The sequence below is a fragment of the Methylobacterium sp. WL119 genome, assembly GCF_008039875.1.
Taxonomy (GTDB): domain Bacteria; phylum Pseudomonadota; class Alphaproteobacteria; order Rhizobiales; family Beijerinckiaceae; genus Methylobacterium.
In genome coordinates, this window is sequence record NZ_VRUU01000025.1 from 1 (window position 1) to 18,550 (window position 18,550).

The 18,550-nt window shown below is 71.4% G+C and carries 15 protein-coding genes; 11 read left to right on the forward strand and 4 right to left on the reverse strand.

What is annotated here, in order from left to right; genetic code table 11:
- The first annotated feature begins 160 nt into the window (after positions 1–160).
- The 7 genes from FV227_RS11640 to lpxB all read left to right on the forward strand — a co-directional run bounded on the left by FV227_RS11640 (position 161) and on the right by lpxB (position 8,865).
- On the forward strand, positions 161–1,315 hold the full coding sequence (locus tag FV227_RS11640) for an RIP metalloprotease (protein WP_147858976.1): 1,155 nt from the start codon (positions 161–163) through the stop codon (positions 1,313–1,315).
- Positions 1,316–1,738: 423 nt separating this feature from the next.
- On the forward strand, positions 1,739–4,300 hold the full coding sequence (gene bamA, locus FV227_RS11645; RefSeq protein WP_147728015.1) for an outer membrane protein assembly factor BamA: 2,562 nt from the start codon (positions 1,739–1,741) through the stop codon (positions 4,298–4,300).
- Positions 4,301–4,357: 57 nt separating this feature from the next.
- Complete coding sequence (gene lpxD, locus FV227_RS11650; protein WP_147728016.1) at positions 4,358–5,416, forward strand: UDP-3-O-(3-hydroxymyristoyl)glucosamine N-acyltransferase; 1,059 nt, start codon at positions 4,358–4,360, stop codon at positions 5,414–5,416.
- 134 nt (positions 5,417–5,550) lie between these two features.
- Positions 5,551–6,015, forward strand: coding sequence for a 3-hydroxyacyl-ACP dehydratase FabZ (gene fabZ / locus FV227_RS11655; RefSeq protein ID WP_147728017.1), 465 nt, complete (start codon positions 5,551–5,553; stop codon positions 6,013–6,015).
- Positions 6,012–6,830, forward strand: a complete 819-nt coding sequence (gene lpxA / locus FV227_RS11660; protein WP_147858977.1) for an acyl-ACP--UDP-N-acetylglucosamine O-acyltransferase — start codon at positions 6,012–6,014, stop codon at positions 6,828–6,830. Before fabZ ends, lpxA begins: the two co-directional genes overlap by 4 nt.
- Before the next feature lie 8 nt (positions 6,831–6,838).
- Entirely contained in the window at positions 6,839–7,720 is an 882-nt protein-coding gene (lpxI, locus tag FV227_RS11665; protein ID WP_147858978.1) for a UDP-2,3-diacylglucosamine diphosphatase LpxI, read from the forward strand.
- Entirely contained in the window at positions 7,717–8,865 is a 1,149-nt protein-coding gene (lpxB, locus tag FV227_RS11670; protein WP_147728522.1) for a lipid-A-disaccharide synthase, read from the forward strand. Before lpxI ends, lpxB begins: the two co-directional genes overlap by 4 nt.
- A gap of 214 nt (positions 8,866–9,079) precedes the next feature.
- On the opposite strand, the gene gltA is transcribed toward lpxB, so the two are convergent.
- Both gltA and gltX read right to left on the reverse strand, forming a co-directional pair.
- Positions 9,080–10,369: a citrate synthase gene (gltA, locus tag FV227_RS11675; protein ID WP_147728523.1), complete on the reverse strand. Its 1,290-nt coding sequence runs from the start codon at positions 10,367–10,369 to the stop codon at positions 9,080–9,082.
- A 208-nt stretch (positions 10,370–10,577) separates the two neighbouring features.
- Positions 10,578–12,005: a glutamate--tRNA ligase gene (gene gltX / locus FV227_RS11680; protein ID WP_147858979.1), complete on the reverse strand. Its 1,428-nt coding sequence runs from the start codon at positions 12,003–12,005 to the stop codon at positions 10,578–10,580.
- Positions 12,006–12,254: 249 nt separating this feature from the next.
- On the opposite strand from gltX, the gene FV227_RS11685 reads away from it, so the two are divergent.
- Entirely contained in the window at positions 12,255–14,600 is a 2,346-nt protein-coding gene (locus FV227_RS11685; RefSeq protein WP_147858980.1) for a ComEC/Rec2 family competence protein, read from the forward strand.
- Here the strand turns inward: FV227_RS11685 and lexA are convergent.
- Both lexA and FV227_RS11695 read right to left on the reverse strand, forming a co-directional pair.
- Positions 14,594–15,334 carry a transcriptional repressor LexA gene (gene lexA / locus FV227_RS11690; RefSeq protein ID WP_147858981.1) on the reverse strand — a complete coding sequence of 247 codons (741 nt, stop codon included), beginning with the start codon at positions 15,332–15,334 and terminating at the stop codon, positions 14,594–14,596. The two genes, FV227_RS11685 and lexA, sit on opposite strands and share 7 nt — an antisense overlap.
- A gap of 171 nt (positions 15,335–15,505) precedes the next feature.
- Complete coding sequence (locus FV227_RS11695) at positions 15,506–16,444, reverse strand: hydroxyacid dehydrogenase (protein ID WP_147858982.1); 939 nt, start codon at positions 16,442–16,444, stop codon at positions 15,506–15,508.
- Positions 16,445–16,741: 297 nt separating this feature from the next.
- Between FV227_RS11695 and FV227_RS11700 the strand changes: the two genes are divergently transcribed.
- The 3 genes from FV227_RS11700 (at position 16,742) to FV227_RS11710 (ending at position 18,540) form a co-directional block, all read left to right on the forward strand.
- Positions 16,742–17,125: a response regulator gene (locus FV227_RS11700; protein ID WP_147729619.1), complete on the forward strand. Its 384-nt coding sequence runs from the start codon at positions 16,742–16,744 to the stop codon at positions 17,123–17,125.
- Between the two features lie 38 nt (positions 17,126–17,163).
- The gene (locus tag FV227_RS11705) at positions 17,164–17,688 is read left to right on the forward strand and encodes a protein phosphatase CheZ (protein ID WP_243933132.1); all 525 of its coding nucleotides are present in this window, start codon (positions 17,164–17,166) and stop codon (positions 17,686–17,688) included.
- 66 nt (positions 17,689–17,754) lie between these two features.
- Positions 17,755–18,540: a creatininase family protein gene (locus FV227_RS11710; protein ID WP_147858983.1), complete on the forward strand. Its 786-nt coding sequence runs from the start codon at positions 17,755–17,757 to the stop codon at positions 18,538–18,540.
- Positions 18,541–18,550 lie beyond the last annotated feature (10 nt).

An 18,550-nucleotide genomic window follows, 5' to 3' on the forward strand; every position in this document is an offset into this window, starting at 1 on the left:
GGATAGCGGGGAAAAGGCGGGTTCGCGCCGCGCCCGCATCGCCGCCGCCGCGCGCTCGTGCCACGCTGGCGTTTCGTCGGCGCAGGTTTGCGTTGGATCACCACCGCCCCGATCTGCTAGAGCGGAGTGCAAGGCCCGATCGCGGCCCGAGGATCGACGCATGGATTTCCTGACCGCGATGGGCGGCACGGCCACCGGCTTCTTCGGTGCGGTGATCCCGTTCCTGTTCGTGCTGACCGTCGTGGTCTTCGTCCACGAGATGGGGCACTTCCTCGTCGGCCGCTGGTGCGGCGTCGGCGTCCACGCGTTCTCGATCGGCTTCGGGCCGGAGCTCGTCGGCTTCAACGACCGCCACGGCACCCGCTGGAAGCTCTGCGCGATCCCGCTCGGCGGGTACGTCAAGTTCCACGGCGACGCCAACGGCGCCAGCATTCCGGATGCCGACACCATCGCGCGGATGACGCCCCAAGAGCGGGCGATCAGCTTCCCGACCCAGCCGGTGGCCAAGCGCGCGGCGATCGTCGTCGCCGGCCCGGTGGCGAACTTCATCCTCGCGATCCTGCTGTTCGCCGGCGCGATCTGGCTCGGCGGCCGTCTCGAGCTGCCGGCCCGGGTCTCGGCGATCGATCCCAGCAGCGCGGCGGCGCAGGCCGGCTTCCAGACCGGCGACCTCGTGAAGAGCATCGACGGCGAGCCGATCCCCGATTTCAACACGATGTACCGCATCGTCACCGGCAGCGCCGGAACGCCGCTGAACTTCGTCGTCGAGCGGGCCGGGGCCGACGTGCCGATCGTCGCGACGCCGTCGGTTTACGAGGAGAGCACCAAGTTCGGCCGCCACCGCATCGGGCGCCTCGGCATCCGCTCGCCGGCCGCCTCCGAGGCGAAGCTGGTCACCTACGGCCCGGTCGCCTCCTTCGGCCTCGGCGTGCACGAGACGGTGTTCGTGGTCGAGCGCACCTTCTCCTACCTCGGCAAGCTGGTGACCGGCCGCGAATCCGCCGACCAGCTCTCCGGGCCGATCGGCATCGCCCGCGTCTCCGGCGAGGTCGCCAAGGTCGGCGGCATCGGTGCGCTGATCGGGCTGATCGCGCTGCTCTCGGTCTCGATCGGTCTGCTCAACCTGTTCCCGGTGCCGCTGCTCGATGGCGGCCACCTGCTGTTCTACGCCTTCGAGGTGGTGCGCGGCCGCCCCTTGAGCGAGCGCGCCCAGGAGATCGGCTTCCGCGTCGGGCTCGCCCTCGTGCTGGTGCTGATGATCTTCGCGGCCTGGAACGACATCCTGAACCTCGGCGCCTCCTGGCGCGCGACCTGAGCGCGGCACCGCGCTCGGTCCCCGCGCGCCGCCCACGAGGCGGTCGCCGCAATCCCGCCGCGATTGCGCGCGCGGCGGCCTCCGGCGGCGCCTGACCGGCCCCCGGCGAGTCCCCTGACGGGAGGCCGTGGAAGGGTTGCGAAGACGTTTCCCAGATCCGGCACGGCTCGGGATTTCCGTTTCGGGACAGGGATTTACCGTTTGTTTACCCTGCGACGAAATGGATGGGAACTTTGCGGGTGCGTTAAGTGGCCTGAAGGCCACGGCCCCCAAAATCCCGGTCGTAGGACCCCCCGCGCCGTTTGCTTGGCAGGGGAATCCCGCTAAGAGCTACGCTTGGACCAGGTATTACGGGACGGCCGGTCAACGGTCGCTCGTGGCGGGTGCGAACCCGATCCGATGATAAGACAGACGGGCGAATAGATGATGTCGATGACGGGGAAGCACCGGCGCAAGTCGGTGAAGCGGACCATCGTCCTAGCCGCCGCGGCGGGCATTGCGCTGACCGGGGTCGCGCAGGCCCAGCAGATCGTCGTTCAGGGCAACCGCCGCGTCGATGCCGACACCATCCGTTCCTACGTCACCGGCACCGCATCGGGCTCCGCCGAGGAAGCCCGCCGCAACCTGCTCGCCAGCGGCATGTTCGCGGACGTGAAGGTCGCCGCCAGCGGCGGCCGCACCGTCGTGACGGTCCGCGAGAACAACCTGATCAACCGGGTCGTGTTCGAGGGCAACAAGAAGATCGAGAAGGCCACGCTCGAAGGGCAGGTCGAGGCCAAGGCCCGCGGCGCCTTCAACGAGGCCGTGATCAAGTCCGACATGGCGCGGATCAAGGAAGTCTACCGCCGCGCCGGCCGCGGGACCGCCAAGGTCACCTACCGCACCGTCGACCTGCCCAACGGCTCGATCGACGTGATCTACCAGATCGACGAGGGCGATAAGACCGGCATCGTGTCGATCACCTTCGTCGGCAACAACGCCGTGAGCGAGCGGACGCTGAAGGGGCTGGTCTCCTCGTCCGAGATGAACTTCCTGTCGTTCATCAAGACCTCCGACGTCTACGATCCCGATCGCATCGCCAACGATCTCGACCTCGTCCGCCGCTACTACCTGCGCAAGGGCTACGCCGACTTCCGCATCGTCAACGCCGACGCCCGCTACGTCGAGGGCCCGGACGCCAACGGCTGGGTGATCACGGTCACGGTCGAGGAGGGCGAGCAGTACACGGTCGGCGCCGTGGCGGTGGATTCCCGCCTGCCGGGCCTCGACACGAAGAACCTCGACGGCGAGATCCGCACCACGGTCGGCGACGTCTACAACGCCGAGGACGTCGAGAAGACCCTGTCGGGCCTGACCAACGACGTCGCCCGGGCCGGCTATCCCTTCGCCCAGGTCCGCCCGACCGGCCAGCGCGACCGCGCGACCCATCAGGTCTCCCTCGGCTTCGTCGTCGAGGACGGCCCGCGCGTCTACGTCGAGCGCATCAACATCCGCGGCAACACCCGCACCCGCGACTACGTCATCCGCCGCGAGCTCGATATCGCCGAGGGCGACGCCTACAACCGCGTGCTGACCGACCGCGCCGAGCGCCGCCTGAACGGCCTCGGCTTCTTCAAGAAGGTCCGCTTCTCGAACGAGCCCGGCTCCTCGCCCGACCGCGTCGTGATCAACATCGACGTCGAGGATCAGCCCACGGGCTCGTTCTCGGTGGCGGGCGGCTACTCCACCCAGGACGGCATCATCGGCGAGGTCTCGGTCTCCGAGTCGAACTTCCTCGGTCGCGGCCAGTACGTCCGCGTCGCCGGGACCGGCGGCCAGTACTCGCGCGGCGTCGACTTCTCGTTCACCGAGCCGTACTTCCTCGGCTACCGCCTCGCGGCCGGCTTCGACGCGTTCTACAAGTACAGCGACCTGACCCGGTACTCGCGCTACGAGACCACCGTCTACGGCGGCCAGCTCCGTATCGGCCTGCCGGTGACCGAAGCCTTCGGCGTGACCCTGCGCTACTCGCTCTACAACACCGAGCTGAAGGTCCCGAACTCGATCAAGCAGCCCTACAACGACTGCTCGAACCCGATCCCGGGCATCACCAGCGTCTACCCGAACGGCGCGCAGCTCAACGGCCGCGACGTCAGCGGGCTGGCCCAGTACCCGGCCTGTGCCTACAACGGCGAGGCCTCGATCGCGATCAAGGGCTCCCAGGGCAACACGCTCACCTCGCTCGCCGGCCTGACGCTCGCCTACTCGACGCTGGACGTCATCGGCGCGCCCCGCAACGGCCTCTACGCCGAGCTGAAGCCCGACGTCGCGGGCCTCGGCGGCGACTCGAAGTTCTTCCGCGTCACCGGCGACGCCCGGTACTACAAGGAACTCTACGAGGACGTCGTCGGCTTCGTCCGCCTCCAGGGCGGCCACATCGAGGCGCTGGACAGCAACCCGCTGCGCATCACCGACCAGTTCTTCCTCGGGCCGTCGCTGGTCCGCGGCTTCGCTCCCAACGGCATCGGCCCGCGCGACGTCGGCACCACCGACGCCCGCTCCAACGCCATCGGCGGCTCGACCTACGTCGGCGGCACCCTCGAGATCCAGTTCCCGCTCCCCTACGTGCCGCGCGATCTCGGCCTTAAGGGCGCGGTCTTCGCCGACGCCGGCACGCTGTTCGGCTATCACGGCCGCACCACGTTCGACGTGAACGGCGACAACTTCATCAACGGCACCGCGCCCGGCGGCGCGTGCAACTTCAACGCCTTCAACATCGGCGTCGAGCCGGAATGTGTGAACGTCCGCGACAAGGCCGTCATCCGATCGTCGGTCGGCGCCTCGATCCTGTGGAACTCGCCGCTCGGCCCGATCCGCTTCGACTACGCCTACGCCCTGAGCAAGGACGAGGGTCTGAAGGTGTTCGTCCCGACGCTCGGCAAGTACGGCCACATCGGCGCGGACCAGACGCAGGCGTTCCGCTTCTCCGGCGGCTCGCGGTTCTGATCCGAGAAAAAAGGTCGCGCGCCGCCTCGGGTTTCCCGGGGCGGCGCGTTGTCGTGCATGCCTGATCCCGTCTTCTTCATCCCGCAGCCCGGTCTCACCCTCGGCCTCGTCGCCGAGGCGGCCGGCCTGCCCGTGCCCGAGGGCTTCGATCCGGCGCACCGGATCGACGGCGCCGCGCCGCTCGAGACCGCGGGGCCGCGCGACCTCGCCTACATGGACAACGCCCGCTACGGCGACGCGCTCGCCGCGACCCGGGCCGGCATCTGCCTCGTCGCCCCGCGCTTTTCAGCGCGCGTGCCCGCCGGCACCGCGAGCCTCGTCCTGCGCGATCCCTACCGCGTCTACGCGGTGCTGCTCGGCCGGCTGCACCCGGATGCTCTTCGCCCGGGCTCGCAGTTCGGCGCCCGCGGCATCGCGCCCGGCGCCCACGTCCACCCCGATGCGCGCCTCGAGGACGGCGTCACGGTCGATCCCGGCGCCGTCGTCGGCCCCGGCGCCGAGATCGGCGCGGGCACGGTGATCGGCCCCGGCGCCGGCATCGGACCCAACGTGCGGATCGGGCGGGACTGCGCGATCGGCGCCGGCGCCACCCTGAGCCATGCGCTCGTCGGCAACCGCGTCATCGTCCATCCCGGCGCCCGGATCGGCCAGGACGGGTTCGGCTTCCACATGGGGGCGACCCACCTCAAGGTGCCGCAGGTCGGCCGCGTCATCGTGCAGGACGACGTCGAGATCGGCGCCAACACCACGGTGGACCGCGGCGCCTCGCGCGACACGGTGATCGGCGAGGGCACCAAGATCGACAACCTCGTGCAGATCGCCCACAACGTGGTGATCGGCCGCCACTGCGTGATCGTCTCGGGCGTCGGCATCTCCGGCTCGACGACGCTCGAGGACTACGTCGTGCTCGGCGGGCAGGTCGGCGTCGTCGGCCATCTGCGCATCGGCCGCGGCTCGCAGATCGCCGGCTCCTCCAACGTCAACCGCGACGTGCCGCCCGGCAGCCGCTGGGGCGGCACGCCGGCCAAGCCGGTCCGCGCCTGGTTCCGCGAGCTGACGACGCTCGCCCGCCTGGCCGAGCGCTCGGGCCGGGACGAGCCGGCGGACAAGGGCTGATCGAAAGGGCCGATCGATCCGGCCCGTGCGCCCGCCGCGCTTGCGTCGGGGCGCCGTTTGGGTCGAAAGGACGGGGATCGGTGACGACGGGCGTGCGCGGATGCGCGGCGTCGAGGCGAGGATCGAAGAGATCGATGAGTGAGACGGCGCGTGAACTCGGCTCGGCCGACATCCAGAAGGTGCTCGAGCTGCTGCCGCACCGCTACCCGTTCCTGATGATCGACCGGATCATCGAGATCGACGGCGACGAGAGCTGCATCGGGATCAAGAACGTCACCGTCAACGAGCCGCAATTCACCGGGCATTTCCCGAACATGCCGGTGTTTCCCGGCGTGCTGCTGATCGAGGGCATGGCCCAGACGGCGGGCGCGATCTGCTGCCGGCACATCATGCAGAGCAACGTGCAGACCAAGCAGGTGTTCTTCATGACGATCGACAAGTGCAAGTTCCGCAAGCCGGTGGTGCCGGGCGACCAGGTCCGCTTCCACATGACGAAGACCAACCACCGCAAGACGATGTGGTGGTTCCGCGGAGAGGCGCGCGTCGACGGCGCCCTCGTGGCGGAGGCCGAGATCGGGGCCATGCTGGTGACGGCGTGAGCGCGCCCGCGATCCATCCGAGCGCGATCGTCGAGGACGGCGCCGAGATCGGCGACGGCTGCCGCATCGGCCCGTTCTGCCATGTCGGCCCGCAGGTGGTGCTCGGCGTCGATTGCGAGCTCGTCAGCCACGCGGTCGTCGCGGGCGACACCCGCATCGGCGCCCGCACCCGGATCTATCCCTTCGCCTCGATCGGCCACCCGCCGCAGGACCTGAAATACAAGGGCGAGCCCTCGACGCTGCGGATCGGCGCCGACTGCCTGATCCGCGAGGGCGTCACCATGAACCCCGGCACCGCGGGCGGCGGCCTGGAGACGGTGGTCGGCGACAAGTGCGCCTTCCTCGCCAACGCCCATGTCGTGCATGATTGCCACGTCGGCAGCGGGGTGATCTTCTCCAACAACGTCATGCTGGCCGGCCATTGCAGCGTCGGCGACTACGCCATTCTCGGCGGCGGCGCGGCGGTGATCCAGTTCGCCCGCGTCGGCGCGCACGCCTTCGTCGGCGGCCTGTCGGGGCTGGAGAACGACTGCATCCCCTACGGCATGGTGCTCGGCAACCGCGCCTACCTCGCCGGCCTCAACATCGTCGGCCTGCAGCGCCGGGGCTTCGCGCGCGAGGACATCCATGCGCTGCGCCGCGCCTACCGCCTGCTCTTCGCCCCCGAGGGGACGCTGATGGAGCGGGTCGAGGACGTGGCCTCGGAATTCGAGAGCCACCCGGCGGTGCGCGAGATCCTCGATTTCATCCGCGCCGGCGGCAAGCGCTCGATCTGCACGCCGCGCGAGACGGCGGCTTCCGGCGGCGGCGCCTGAGGCCGCCGATGTCGGCTCCTCGGCCCGCACGGCCGGACGCGAGGCTGGTGCTGGTCGCGGGCGCCGGGCGCCTGCCCGAGCAGGTCGCCCACTCCCTCGACCGTGCCGGCCGCGCCTTCAAGGTGCTGGCGCTGCGCGGGTTCACCGACCGCCCCTTGCGCGCGCGGGCCGACGCCACCGTCGACCTCCTCGACATCGGCGAGACCCTGCGCATCCTCGCGGGCTGGGGGCCGGCGACCATCGTGCCGGCCGGCGGCGTCGCCCGGCCGAGCCCGGCCGCGATCCTCAACGCGGCGGCCGCGTTCCGCAACCGGGTCGCCCTGCGCAATCTCGCCGATGGCGGCGACGACCGGCTGCTCCGCGGTGCCCTCGCGCTGCTCGAGGAGAACGGCCACACCGTGTGCGGCGTCCACGAGGTCGCCCCGGACCTGCTCAGCCCCGCCGGCCCGATCGGCCGCCACGCGCCGGACGCGGCCGGCGCAGCCTCGATCGCCACCGGCCGCGCGCTGCTGGCCGCGCTCTCGGCCTTCGATGTCGGCCAGGCGGTGGTGGTCGCGGCCGCCCGCGTGCTCGCCGTCGAGGGCCCCGAGGGCACCGACCGCATGCTCGCCCGCGCCCGCACCGTCGGCCGCAAGCCGTGGGACCTCAGGCTCTGGGGCCGCGAGCGGGCGCTGCCCGCGACCGTGCTGGTGAAGTGCGCCAAGGACGACCAGGATCTCCGCATCGACCTGCCGGCGATCGGCCCGCGGACGGTCCGCAACGCGTCGGCCGCCGGCTGCGTCGGGCTCGCGGTCGAGGCTGGGCGGACGCTGCTGATCGACCGGGCGGAGACGATCGCCGAGGCCGACCGGCTCGGCCTCTTCCTGATCGGCATAGGGGTCGGCGCATGAAGATCTGGCTCGTCGCGGGCGAGGATTCCGGCGACCAGCTCGGCGCCAAGCTGATGGCGTCGCTGCACGAGGCCGCGGGCCGCCCGGTGACCTTCGGCGGCGTCGGTGGGGAGGCGATGACGGCGCGCGGCCTGACCTCGCTCTTCCCCCTCGATGACGTGGCGGTGATGGGCTACCTGCCGGTGCTGGCGCGGCTGCGCACGCTCCTGCGCCGCATCCGCCAGACGGTGGACGACGTGGTCGCCAACCGCCCGGACGTGCTCGTGATCATCGACAGCCCCGGCTTCACCCACGCGGTCGCCTCGCGGGTGCGCAAGCGTGCGCCCGAGATCCCGATCGTCGACTACGTCTCGCCGAGCGTGTGGGCGTGGCGGCCGTGGCGGGCGGCCTCGATGCGGGGCTTCGTCGACCACGTGCTCGCGCTGCTGCCGTTCGAGCCTGAGGCGCACCTGCGGCTCAACGGGCCGCCCTGCACCTATGTCGGGCATCCGCTGATCGAGCGGTTCTCCGAGCTGCGGCCGGACGCCGCCGACGCGGCGTCGCGGGAGGCCGTGCCGTGGCGCGTGGTGGTGCTGCCGGGCTCGCGCCGATCCGAGATCGAGCGGCTGATGCCGGTCTTCGGCCGCACCTTGGCGCGCATGGCGCGGGACGTCGGGCCGATCGAGGCGGTGCTGCCGGCGGTCACCCGTCATCGCGCCTTGATCGAGCGCATGGCCAAGGCCTGGAGCGCCCCCGTGCGCATCGTCGCGGGCGAGGCCGAGAAGTACGCCGCCTTCCGCCAGGCGCGGGCCGCGCTCGCCGCCTCCGGCACCGTGACGCTGGAGCTGGCGCTCGCCGGCGTGCCGATGGTGGTGGCCTACAAGGTCTCGCGGGTCGAGGAGGCGGTGGCCCGGCGCCTGATCCAGGTGCCGACGATCGTGCTGCCGAACCTGATCCTCGGCGAGAACGCGATGCCGGAATTCGTGCAGGCCGAGTGCACCGAGGACCGCCTCGCCACGGCGCTCGCCCCCCTGGTCACCGGCGGCGCCGCGCGGGACCGCCAGCTCGCGGCGCTGCAGCGCATCGACGGCCTGATGCGGCTGCCGGGCGACGAGGCCCCGAGCCGCAGCGCGGCGCGGGTGGTGCTGGCTGCGATTAGAACCTGAGGCTTCGGATCGTCGGGCTGCCGTCATTCCGGGGCGCCGCAGGCGAGGCCAGAATCCAGAGCCGCCGGCGATGCCTGCCGAAGGGCGGCCTGCGGTTCAGGATCCCGGGCTCTGCCTCGCAGCCCCGGAATGACGGGCGCGGGTTTTTGGCGACCGAGAGGCCCATCGCGCCGCCGACAGATCCGTCATCGGCCGACGGCGCTCAAAAGGCGCCTCAGCCGCGGTCGTTGATGCCGACGTAGTCGCGCTTGGTCGGGCCGACGTAGAGCTGGCGCGGGCGACCGATCTTCTGCGAGGGGTCCTCGATCATCTCGGCCCACTGCGCGATCCAGCCGACGGTGCGTGCCACCGCGAACAGCACCGTGAACATGTCGGTCGGGAAGCCCATCGCCTTGAGGGTGATGCCCGAGTAGAAATCGATGTTCGGGTAGAGCTTTTTCTCGATGAAGTACTCGTCCTTGAGCGCGATCTCCTCGAGCTTCATCGCGACCTCGAGCAGCGGGTCGTCGTGCTTGCCGAGCTCCTTCAGCACCTCGTGGGTGGTCTTCTGCATGATCCGCGCGCGCGGATCGTAGTTCTTGTAGACCCGGTGGCCGAAGCCCATCAGGCGGAAGGGATCGTTCTTGTCCTTGGCCTTGGCGACGTACTGGTCGACGCGGTCCGGCGTGCCGATCTCCATCAGCATCTTCAGCGCCGCCTCGTTGGCGCCGCCATGCGCCGGGCCCCACAGGCAGGCGACGCCGGCCGCGATGCAGGCGAACGGGTTCGCGCCGGAGGAGCCGGCGAGCCGCACCGTCGAGGTCGAGGCGTTCTGCTCGTGGTCGGCGTGCAGGATGAAGATCTTGTCCAGCGCCTTGGCGAAGATCGGGTTGATCTGATACTCCTCGCACGGGACGGCATAGCACATCCGCAGGAAGTTCGAGGTGTAGTCGAGGTCGTTCTTCGGGTACACGAACGGCTGGCCGATCGAGTACTTGTAGGCCATCGCCGCCAGCGTCGGCATCTTGGCGATCATGCGCATCGACGCGATCATGCGCTGGCTCTCGTCCGTGATGTCGGTCGAGTCGTGGTAGAAGGCCGAGAGCGCGCCGACGGAGGCCACCATCACCGCCATCGGGTGGGCGTCGCGGCGGAAGCCGGTGAAGAACCGGTTCATCTGGTCGTGCACCATGGTGTGGCGCGTGACGCGGTAGTCGAAGTCGGCCTTCTGGCCCGGCGTCGGCAGCTCGCCGAACAGCATCAGGTAGCAGGTCTCGAGGAAGTCGCCCTGCTCGGCGAGCTGCTCGATCGGGTAGCCGCGATAGAGCAGAACGCCCTCGTCGCCGTCGATGTAGGTGATCCTCGATTCGCACGAGGCGGTCGAGGTGAAGCCCGGATCGAAGGTGAAGGCGCCGGTCTGGGCGTAGAGCTTGCCGATGTCGACAACGTCGGGGCCGATCGTGCCGCTCTTGACGGGCAGAGAGATCTGCTTGCCGTCCACGGTGATGGTGCTGGCTGCGCTCATGGAACGTGGACCCTTTCCTGGCAACGAATCGAAGCCGGCCCAGGCTGCGCTCCGCGCCGCCCGGGACCCGAAGTCACCGGCATTTTGCTGCAGGTGCTCACAAGCCCATCGGGTTAGCGGATCGGCCGAGCGCCAGCAACGGGGCGGATGACAACCACGTCGAGACGCCAAGCGAAAACCGGGCCGCGCGTGCGCTGCGGCGGCGGTCTCAACCCTTCGTGATGCCGTCGCCGAGACGGGCGAGGCTCTCCGCGCGTCCCAGCACCGCCATCACGTCGAACAGCGGCGGCGAGGTCGTGCGCCCGGTCAGCGCCGCGCGCAGCGGCTGGGCGACCTGCCCGAGCTTCAGGCCGGCGGTCTCCGCGAAGTGCCGCACGGCCGCTTCCGTCGCGGCGGCGTTCCAGTCGGGCAGGGCTTCCAGCGCCGGCAGGATCGCGGCGAGCCGCCCGCGCGCCTCGTCGGTGAGGAGGGCGGAAGCCTTCTCGTCCGGCACCAGCGGCCGCGCGGCGGTGAGATAGTAGGCGCTGTCGAGCAGCTCGATCAGGGTCTTGGCCCGCTCCTTCAGCCCCGGCATCGCCGCGATGAGCTTTTCGCGAAGGGCCGGCGCGAGCGGTGCCGAGAGGCCGCGCTCCGGGCCGACGTTCGGCAGGATGCGCTCGATCGCGTCGACGAGGTCGGCGTCCGCCGCGCCGCGGATGTAGAGGCCGTTGAGGTTCTCGAGCTTGGCGAAGTCGAACCGCGCCGGCGAGCGGCCGATCGCCTTCAGGTCGAAGGCCGCCACCATCTCCTCGGTCGAGAACACCTCCTGGTCGCCGTGGCTCCAGCCGAGGCGGACGAGGTAGTTGCGGAGCGCGGCCGGCAGGTAGCCGAGGTCGCGGTAGGCGTCGACGCCGAGCGCGCCGTGGCGCTTGGACAGCTTGGCCCCGTCCGCCCCGTGGATCAGCGGGATGTGCGCCATCTTCGGCACCTCCCATCCGAGCGCCGAGAAGATCTGGCTCTGGCGCGCGGCGTTGGTGAGGTGGTCGTCGCCGCGGATCACCTGGGTGACGCCCATGTCGTGGTCGTCGACGACGACGGCGAGCATGTAGGTCGGGTTGCCGTCCGAGCGCAGCAGCACGAGGTCGTCGAGATCGCGGTTGGCCCAGGTGACGCGGCCCTGCACCGCGTCGTCGACGATCGTTTCGCCCTCGCTCGGGGCGCGCAGCCGGATCACCGGCTTCACCCCGGCCGGTGCCTCGGACGGGTCGCGGTCGCGCCAGCGCCCGTCGTAGCGCAGCGGCTTGCCCGCCGCCCGGGCCTGCTCGCGCATCTGCGTCAGCTCCTCCGGCGTGGCGTAGCAGCGATAGGCGTTGCCCGAGGCGAGCAGGCTCTCGGCGACCTCGCGATGGCGCTCGGCGCGGGCGTACTGGAACACCACGTCGCCGTCCCAATCGAGCCCGAGCCAGCTCATCCCGTCGAGGATCGCGTCGATCGCCCCTTGCGTCGAGCGCTCGCGGTCGGTGTCCTCGATGCGCAGCAGCATCCGGCCGCCCATCCGGCGGGCGTAGAGCCAGTTGAACAGCGCCGTGCGGGCACCGCCGATATGGAGGTAGCCCGTGGGCGAGGGCGCGAAGCGCGTGACGACGGGTGACGACATCGGACGATGGATCTTCTGGTGACGGGGCTGAAGGAGCACCCTGAACGCGGCCGCGGCACGGATCGGCCGATCCGGTTGCGCGCGTCTAGATCGCTCTGCGACGGAGGGAAAGGCGGTTCGTCGTCCCCGACGACGCACGGAAGCTGGGGACCTGCGCCCGGACCCGGCCCGGACGGCTCTAGCACGCCCTCGCGGATGCGTTAAGAATCGGGTCGGCGCAGCCGTTTCGCGCCGACCGGTGTGCCGATCATGGCGCGGGACATCGCACGATCGACGGGACGGGCCGTCGCCACGTCGGCATCAGGCCGCTCCCTGTCGCCCGCCGTGCTCGGGCCGGCCGTGCGCGGCTGGGTCGTCGGCGGGCTCGCGATCGAGGCCGAGCAGCGGCGGCTGTTTCCCTGGCTCGCGGTCGCCTTCGGCGCCGGCATCCTCGCGTTCTTCACCGCCACCGACGGCATGCCCTCGCTCTGGGCGCCCCTCGTCGCGGCCGCCGCCTGCGCCGCGACCCTGCCGTTCCTCGGTGCCCGGCCCGCGGCGCTGGCCGTCGCCCTCGGGCTGATGGCGGCGCTCCTCGGCTTCGCGGCGAGCGCCCTGCGGGTCGCGCAGGTGGCGGCGCCGGTGCTGACCCGCACCATCATCGCGCCGCTCGAAGGCCTGATCGAATCGCTGGAGGAGCGTGAGGAGGGCGCCCGCCTTGTGGTGCGGGTCGCGAGCCTCGGCACGATGGCCGCGGCCGAGCGGCCGGTCCGGGTGCGCGTCTCGTTCAAGAAGGCGCCGCCGCTGCGGCCGGGCGACTTCATTGCCGCCACCGCCCGCCTGCTCCCGCCCCCCGAAGCGGCGCGCCCCGGCGGCTACGATTTCGCCCGCGACGCCTACTTCCGCGGGATCGGCGCGGTCGGCTCGCTCCTCGGCAAGATCGCGGTGAAGCCGCCGCCCGAGCCGGTGCCGTGGTCGCTCCGGCTCGCGGCCGCCGTGGACGACGCCCGCAACGCGCTGACCCGCAGGATCACCGACGCCAACGGCGGCCAGGCGGGCGCCGTCGCCGCCGCCCTGGTGACCGGCAAGCGCGGGCTGATCGCGCCGGCCACCAACGACACGCTGCGGGCGGCGGGGATCTACCACGTGGTCTCGATCTCGGGGCTCCACATGGTGCTGGCCGCCGGGGTCGTGTTCTGGCTCGTCCGCGCCGGCCTCGCCCTGGTGCCGTTCCTGGCGCTGGCCTGGCCGATCAAGAAGATCGCCGCGGCGCTGGCGATGGTCGGCGTCACCGCCTACTGCGTCTTCTCCGGCTGGGACATCGCGGCCGAGCGTTCCCTCGTGATGACCCTGATCATGCTCGGGGCGATCCTGGTCGATCGCCCGGCGCTCAGCATGCGCAACCTCGCTCTCGCCGCGCTCATCGCGCTCTCGCACGAGCCGGAAGGCTTGCTCGGCCCGAGCTTCCAGATGTCGTTCGGGGCGGTGGCCGGCCTCATCGCCTGCGCCCGCCTGATCGATGGAGGGATGTTCCGCCGCGACGGGGCCGGGCGGATCGGCCGGCTGATCGCGCTGTCGCTGACGACGGTGGTCGGCACCCTCGGCACGACGCTCGTGGCGCAGGTCGCGACCGCGCCCTTCGCCACCTACCACTTCCAGACCGTCCAACCCTTCGGGCTGATCGGCAACGCGCTCACCCTGCCGCTGGTCTCGCTCGCGGTGATGCCGGCGGCGGTTCTGGGCATCGTCGCCTACCCGTTCGCCCTCGACCAGCCGGTCTGGTGGCTGATGGGACTGGCGGTGCGCGGCATGCTGACCATCTCCGCCTGGATCCAGGGGCTTGGGCGCGCCAACGTCGTGGTCCCGGCCTTCGGCACCGCCGCGCTCGGGTGCCTCGCCGCGGGGCTGCTGCTCGCGACGCTCCCGGTCTCGCGCCTGCGCTGGCTCGCCCTGCCGCCGGCGCTGCTCGGGCTCGGCCTGGCGACGATGCCGGCCCGCTACGACATCTACGTCGACCGCCAGGGCAGCGGGGCGGCGGTTCGCCGCGCCGACGGCAGCCTCGTCGCCCTCGGGCGGCCGTCGAACTTCGTGCTGGAGCAGTGGCTGAAGGCCGACGGCGACGGCAGGCCGGGCGCGCAGGCGACGGGCGGTCCCGCCTGCGACCGGATCGGATGCATGCTTCGGTTGGCCGACGGGCGCGCGGTGGCGCTTCTGAAGGATCGCCGCGGCTTCGCGCAGGATTGCGCCAAGGCCTCGGTGCTGATCACGGCGCTCGCCGCACCGCCGGGCTGCGCCGCCGCCCTCGTCATCGATCGCGCCTACCTCGCCAGCCACGGCGCCGTGGCGATCCGCGTCGAGCCGAATGGCTTCATCCTGGCCGACACGCATGAGCCGGGACGGACGCTGCCGTGGCGCCCCGCGATGGTCCGTCCCCCGCCCCAGGGAACGGATGACGCGGTAGCGGGCGGATCGTCGCCCGCGGCCGAGCCCAAGCCGAAGGACGTCCCGTTCCAGGGCATGGCCGTACCGCCCCCCCGGGCGGAGGACGCCGACCCGGCACCCGACGATCCGGCCGCGGACGGCCCGAACCCGGAGATGCCGGGCGAGACCCTTCAGTAACGGCGCACGAGGCTGACCAGGCGGCCCTGGATCTGCACCCGATCCGGCCCGAGCACGCGGGTCTCGTAGGCCGGGTTTGCGGCTTCGAGCGCGATCGAGGAGCCGCGACGGCGCAGCCGCTTCAGCGTCGCCTCCTCGTCGTCGATCAGCGCCACGATGATGTCGCCGGTGTTGGCGGTGTCCTGCTTGCGGATGACCACGAGGTCGCCGTCGAGGATGCCCGCCTCGACCATCGAGTCGCCGCGGACCTCCAGGGCGTAGTGCTCGCCGCCGGCCAGGAAGTCCGGCGACATGGTGATCGCGTGGCTCTGGTTCTGGATCGCCGAGATCGGCGTGCCGGCCGCGATCCGGCCCATCACCGGGATCGACACCGCGCGCCCGCTGTCGTCGACCATCTGCGTCGTGGAAGGCCGCAGCGGCACGGCCTTCGAGCGGCCGCCCTCGACCACGCTCGGGGTGAACCGGCGCGGCGCGGCGGGAGCTGCCGGCACCGGGGCGGGCGCGCTGGAGCGGCCGGCGCCGTCGGGCATGCGCAGCACCTCGATCGCCCGAGCCCGATTCGGAAGCCGGCGCAGGAAGCCGCGCTCCTCCAGGGCGGTGATCAGCCGGTGGATGCCCGATTTCGACTTGAGATCGAGGGCGTCCTTCATCTCGTCGAACGACGGCGGAACACCGTCCTCGCGCATCCGCTCGTCGATGAATCGCAGGAGATCCAGCTGTTTACGGGTCAGCATCGGCGCGGCTCGCAGGAATGCGCGGCCACACGAAGGTGGAGCCGCAGAAACAAAACACGAACATGTTAAACGTTCGTCAAGTGTTCCGCAAGGGTTCTCATCGGCCGATCCGACCGGTGCGTCGAATTTCGTCGCGCGCCGAGCCCCTTTTCGATCGCTGCGCTGCGGGGCTCAGCCCTCGAGGCTGCGGCGCACGGCGCGGGCGGTGACCGCCGAGACGCGCACGTTCGATTCCCGCGTCACGCCGGCGATGTGCGGGGTCAGGATGAGGTTCGGCACGTCGATCAGCGCCGCGCCGCCCGCGGCGTCCACGGGCTCCTGGGCGAACACGTCGAGCGCCGCCCCGCCGAGGTGCCCGGACCGAAGCGCCGCGGCGATCGCGACCTCGTCCACGACGCCCCCGCGGGCGGCGTTGATCAGGATCGCGCCCGGCCGCATCCGGGCGATCGCCACCGGCCCGATCATGTCGCGCGTCGCCTCGGTCAGCGGCACGTGCAGCGAGAGCACGTCGCTCGTTGCGACCAGCGCGTCGAGGGTCAGGCTCGCCACCGCGCCGTGGGCCGGGCGCCACGCGGCGTCGTCGGGCGCGAGGTGCGGGTCGAAGGCGGCGACGGTCATGTCGAGGGCCGCCGCACGGCGGGCGGTCTCGCGGGCGATCGCGCCGAAGCCGACGAGGCCGAGGCGCTTGCCGGCGATCTCGCGTCCCATCAGCGCGTTGCGCGGCCACGCGCCCGCGGCGACCTGCGCGCTCGCGCCGTAGGCGCCGCGCAGCAGCAGCAACGCGGTGCCGATCACGTACTCGGCCACCGCGCCGTCGTTGGCGCCGGTCGCGGGATGGACCGCGATCCCGCGGGCGGCGCAGGCGGCCAGATCGATGTTGTCGAGCCCGACGCCGAGGCGGCCCACCACCCTGAGGTCGGGTGCCGCCGCGAGCAGGCCCGCGCGCACCTGCGTGCGGTTGCGGACGATCAGCCCGGACGCGCCCGCGAGCGCCGCGCGCAGGGCGTCCGGCCGGTCGACCAGGGTCGGATCGTAGAGCGTCTCGAACCCCGCGAGCTCCGCCGCGATCGCAGCCTCGTCCATGAACTCGCTGATGACGACCTTGCGCATGGGGCGGCGATCCTTCTCCGCGGCCGGGCCGGTGCCGGCGGGCTGCCCGCTCTGCCGCGGCGTCCGGGCGACGTCGCGGCTGGGGGCATCGTCATCACGCAGCCGAGCGCGTCGGTAAAGGCGGCCGCGCCGCCTATCCGAGAGGGTGCGCCGATCGCAGCGCGATTAACCGCTTCGCAATGCCGCCCGGCGTAACGTCCCGGGCATGAGGTGCGACCAGCGACGGCGCCTCCCGACATTGCGTGACCGACGCCGACGGCCGAGCCGGCGATTCGGAGACACCGGAGCAGTTTGACCATGGCCCTCGATCTCAGCATGCCGATCCTGGTCGTCGACGACTACCAGACGATGGTTCGCATCATCCGCAACCTGCTCAAGCAGCTCGGCTTCGAGGAGGTCGACGACGCCTCCGACGGCACGGCCGCGCTGGCGCGCCTCAAGGGCCGCAAGTACGGCCTCGTGATCTCCGACTGGAACATGGAGCCGATGACCGGCTACGAGCTGCTTCGCCACGTCCGCGCCGACGAGGGCCTGCGCACCACGCCGTTCATCATGGTCACCGCCGAGTCGAAGACCGAGAACGTCATCGCCGCCAAGAAGGCTGGCGTGAACAACTACATCGTCAAGCCGTTCAACGCCGCGACCCTGAAGAGCAAGATCGAGGCGGTCTGCGGCGCCTGACCGACCTTACGGGGCCGACACGCGGAGGAATGCTGACGATGGGTTTGCAAAGACCGCTCGGCGCGACGATCAACCCGGCGACCATGGTGTCCGAGTTGATCGAGATCGCGGACTACATCGCCCACGTGCGCGACGAGATCGCGGCCCTGCGCGCCAACGAGCTGACGCACGACCGCATCCCGATGGCGCACGAGGAGCTCGGCAACGTCCTCGCCGCGACCGCCGGCGCCACCAACACCATCATGGAGGCGGCCGAGTCGATGCTGGCCCTGCCGGACGGGCCGGAATACCGCGCCGCGGTCGAGAGCGGCATCGGCACGATCTTCGAGGCCTGCGCCTTCCAGGACATCACCGGCCAGCGCATCGGCAAGGTGGTCGCCGCCCTGCAGCAGTTCGAGCTGCGGCTCGCGCGCTTCGCCAGCGCGGTGCGGGCGCGGGACGCCGCCGGACAGGACCCGGCCGAGGCCGAGCGCAACGAGCGCGCCCAGCGCCTGCTCCTCAACGGCCCGCAGCCGAACGGGCCGGCGACGGCGCAGGACGACATCGACGCCCTGTTCGCCTGAACCTCGACGGGAAGGGGCCGGCTCCGCTACAGCGTTGCGCCTGACGTCGGGGCATCGGGGAACAGCATGGCGGCACGGCTCTGGTCCGACCTGACCACGCGCGAGGTCTCCGGGCGCGGCATGGGCCGCACGGTCGCGGTGCTGCCGGTGGCCGCGATCGAGCAGCACGGCCCGCACCTGCCGCTCTGCACCGACGTGGCGATCATGGAGGGCTACCTCGCGCGCGCCCGCGCCCTGGTGCCCGCCGATCTCGACGTGCTGGTGCTGCCGGTGCAGTCGATCGGCAAGTCCGACGAGCACGACGCCTTTCCCGGTACCCTCTCGCTCACCACCGCGACCGCGCTCGCCGCCTGGACCGAGATCGGCGCGGGCGTGCACCGGGCCGGCTGCAACCGGCTGGTGATCGTCACCTCGCACGGCGGCAACAGCGCGCTGATCGACCTCGTGGCCGGCGATCTGCGCGCCCGCTTCGGCATGGTCGCGGTGACGACCGCCTGGGCGCGGTTCGGCTATCCGGAGGGATGCTTTCCCGACGACGAGATCGTCCACGGCATCCATGCCGGCGGGATCGAGACGGCGCTGATGCTGGCGCTTCGGCCCGACCTGGTTCGGCGCGAGGCGATCGCCGACTTTCCCTCGCGCACCCGCGCGATGGCGGGCGCCTTCACGCACCTGTGCGCCGGGCGTCCCGCCGCCTTCGCCTGGAAGGCCGGCGACCTCCATCCGTCGGGCGCGATCGGCGATGCCCGGCTCGGCACCGCCGAGGCGGGCGAGGCCGCCCTCGACCACGGCGCGCGGGCGTTCGTGGCGCTCCTGCACGACGTGGCGCGCTTCGACCTTTCGGGCGGGTAGCCTCGACGTC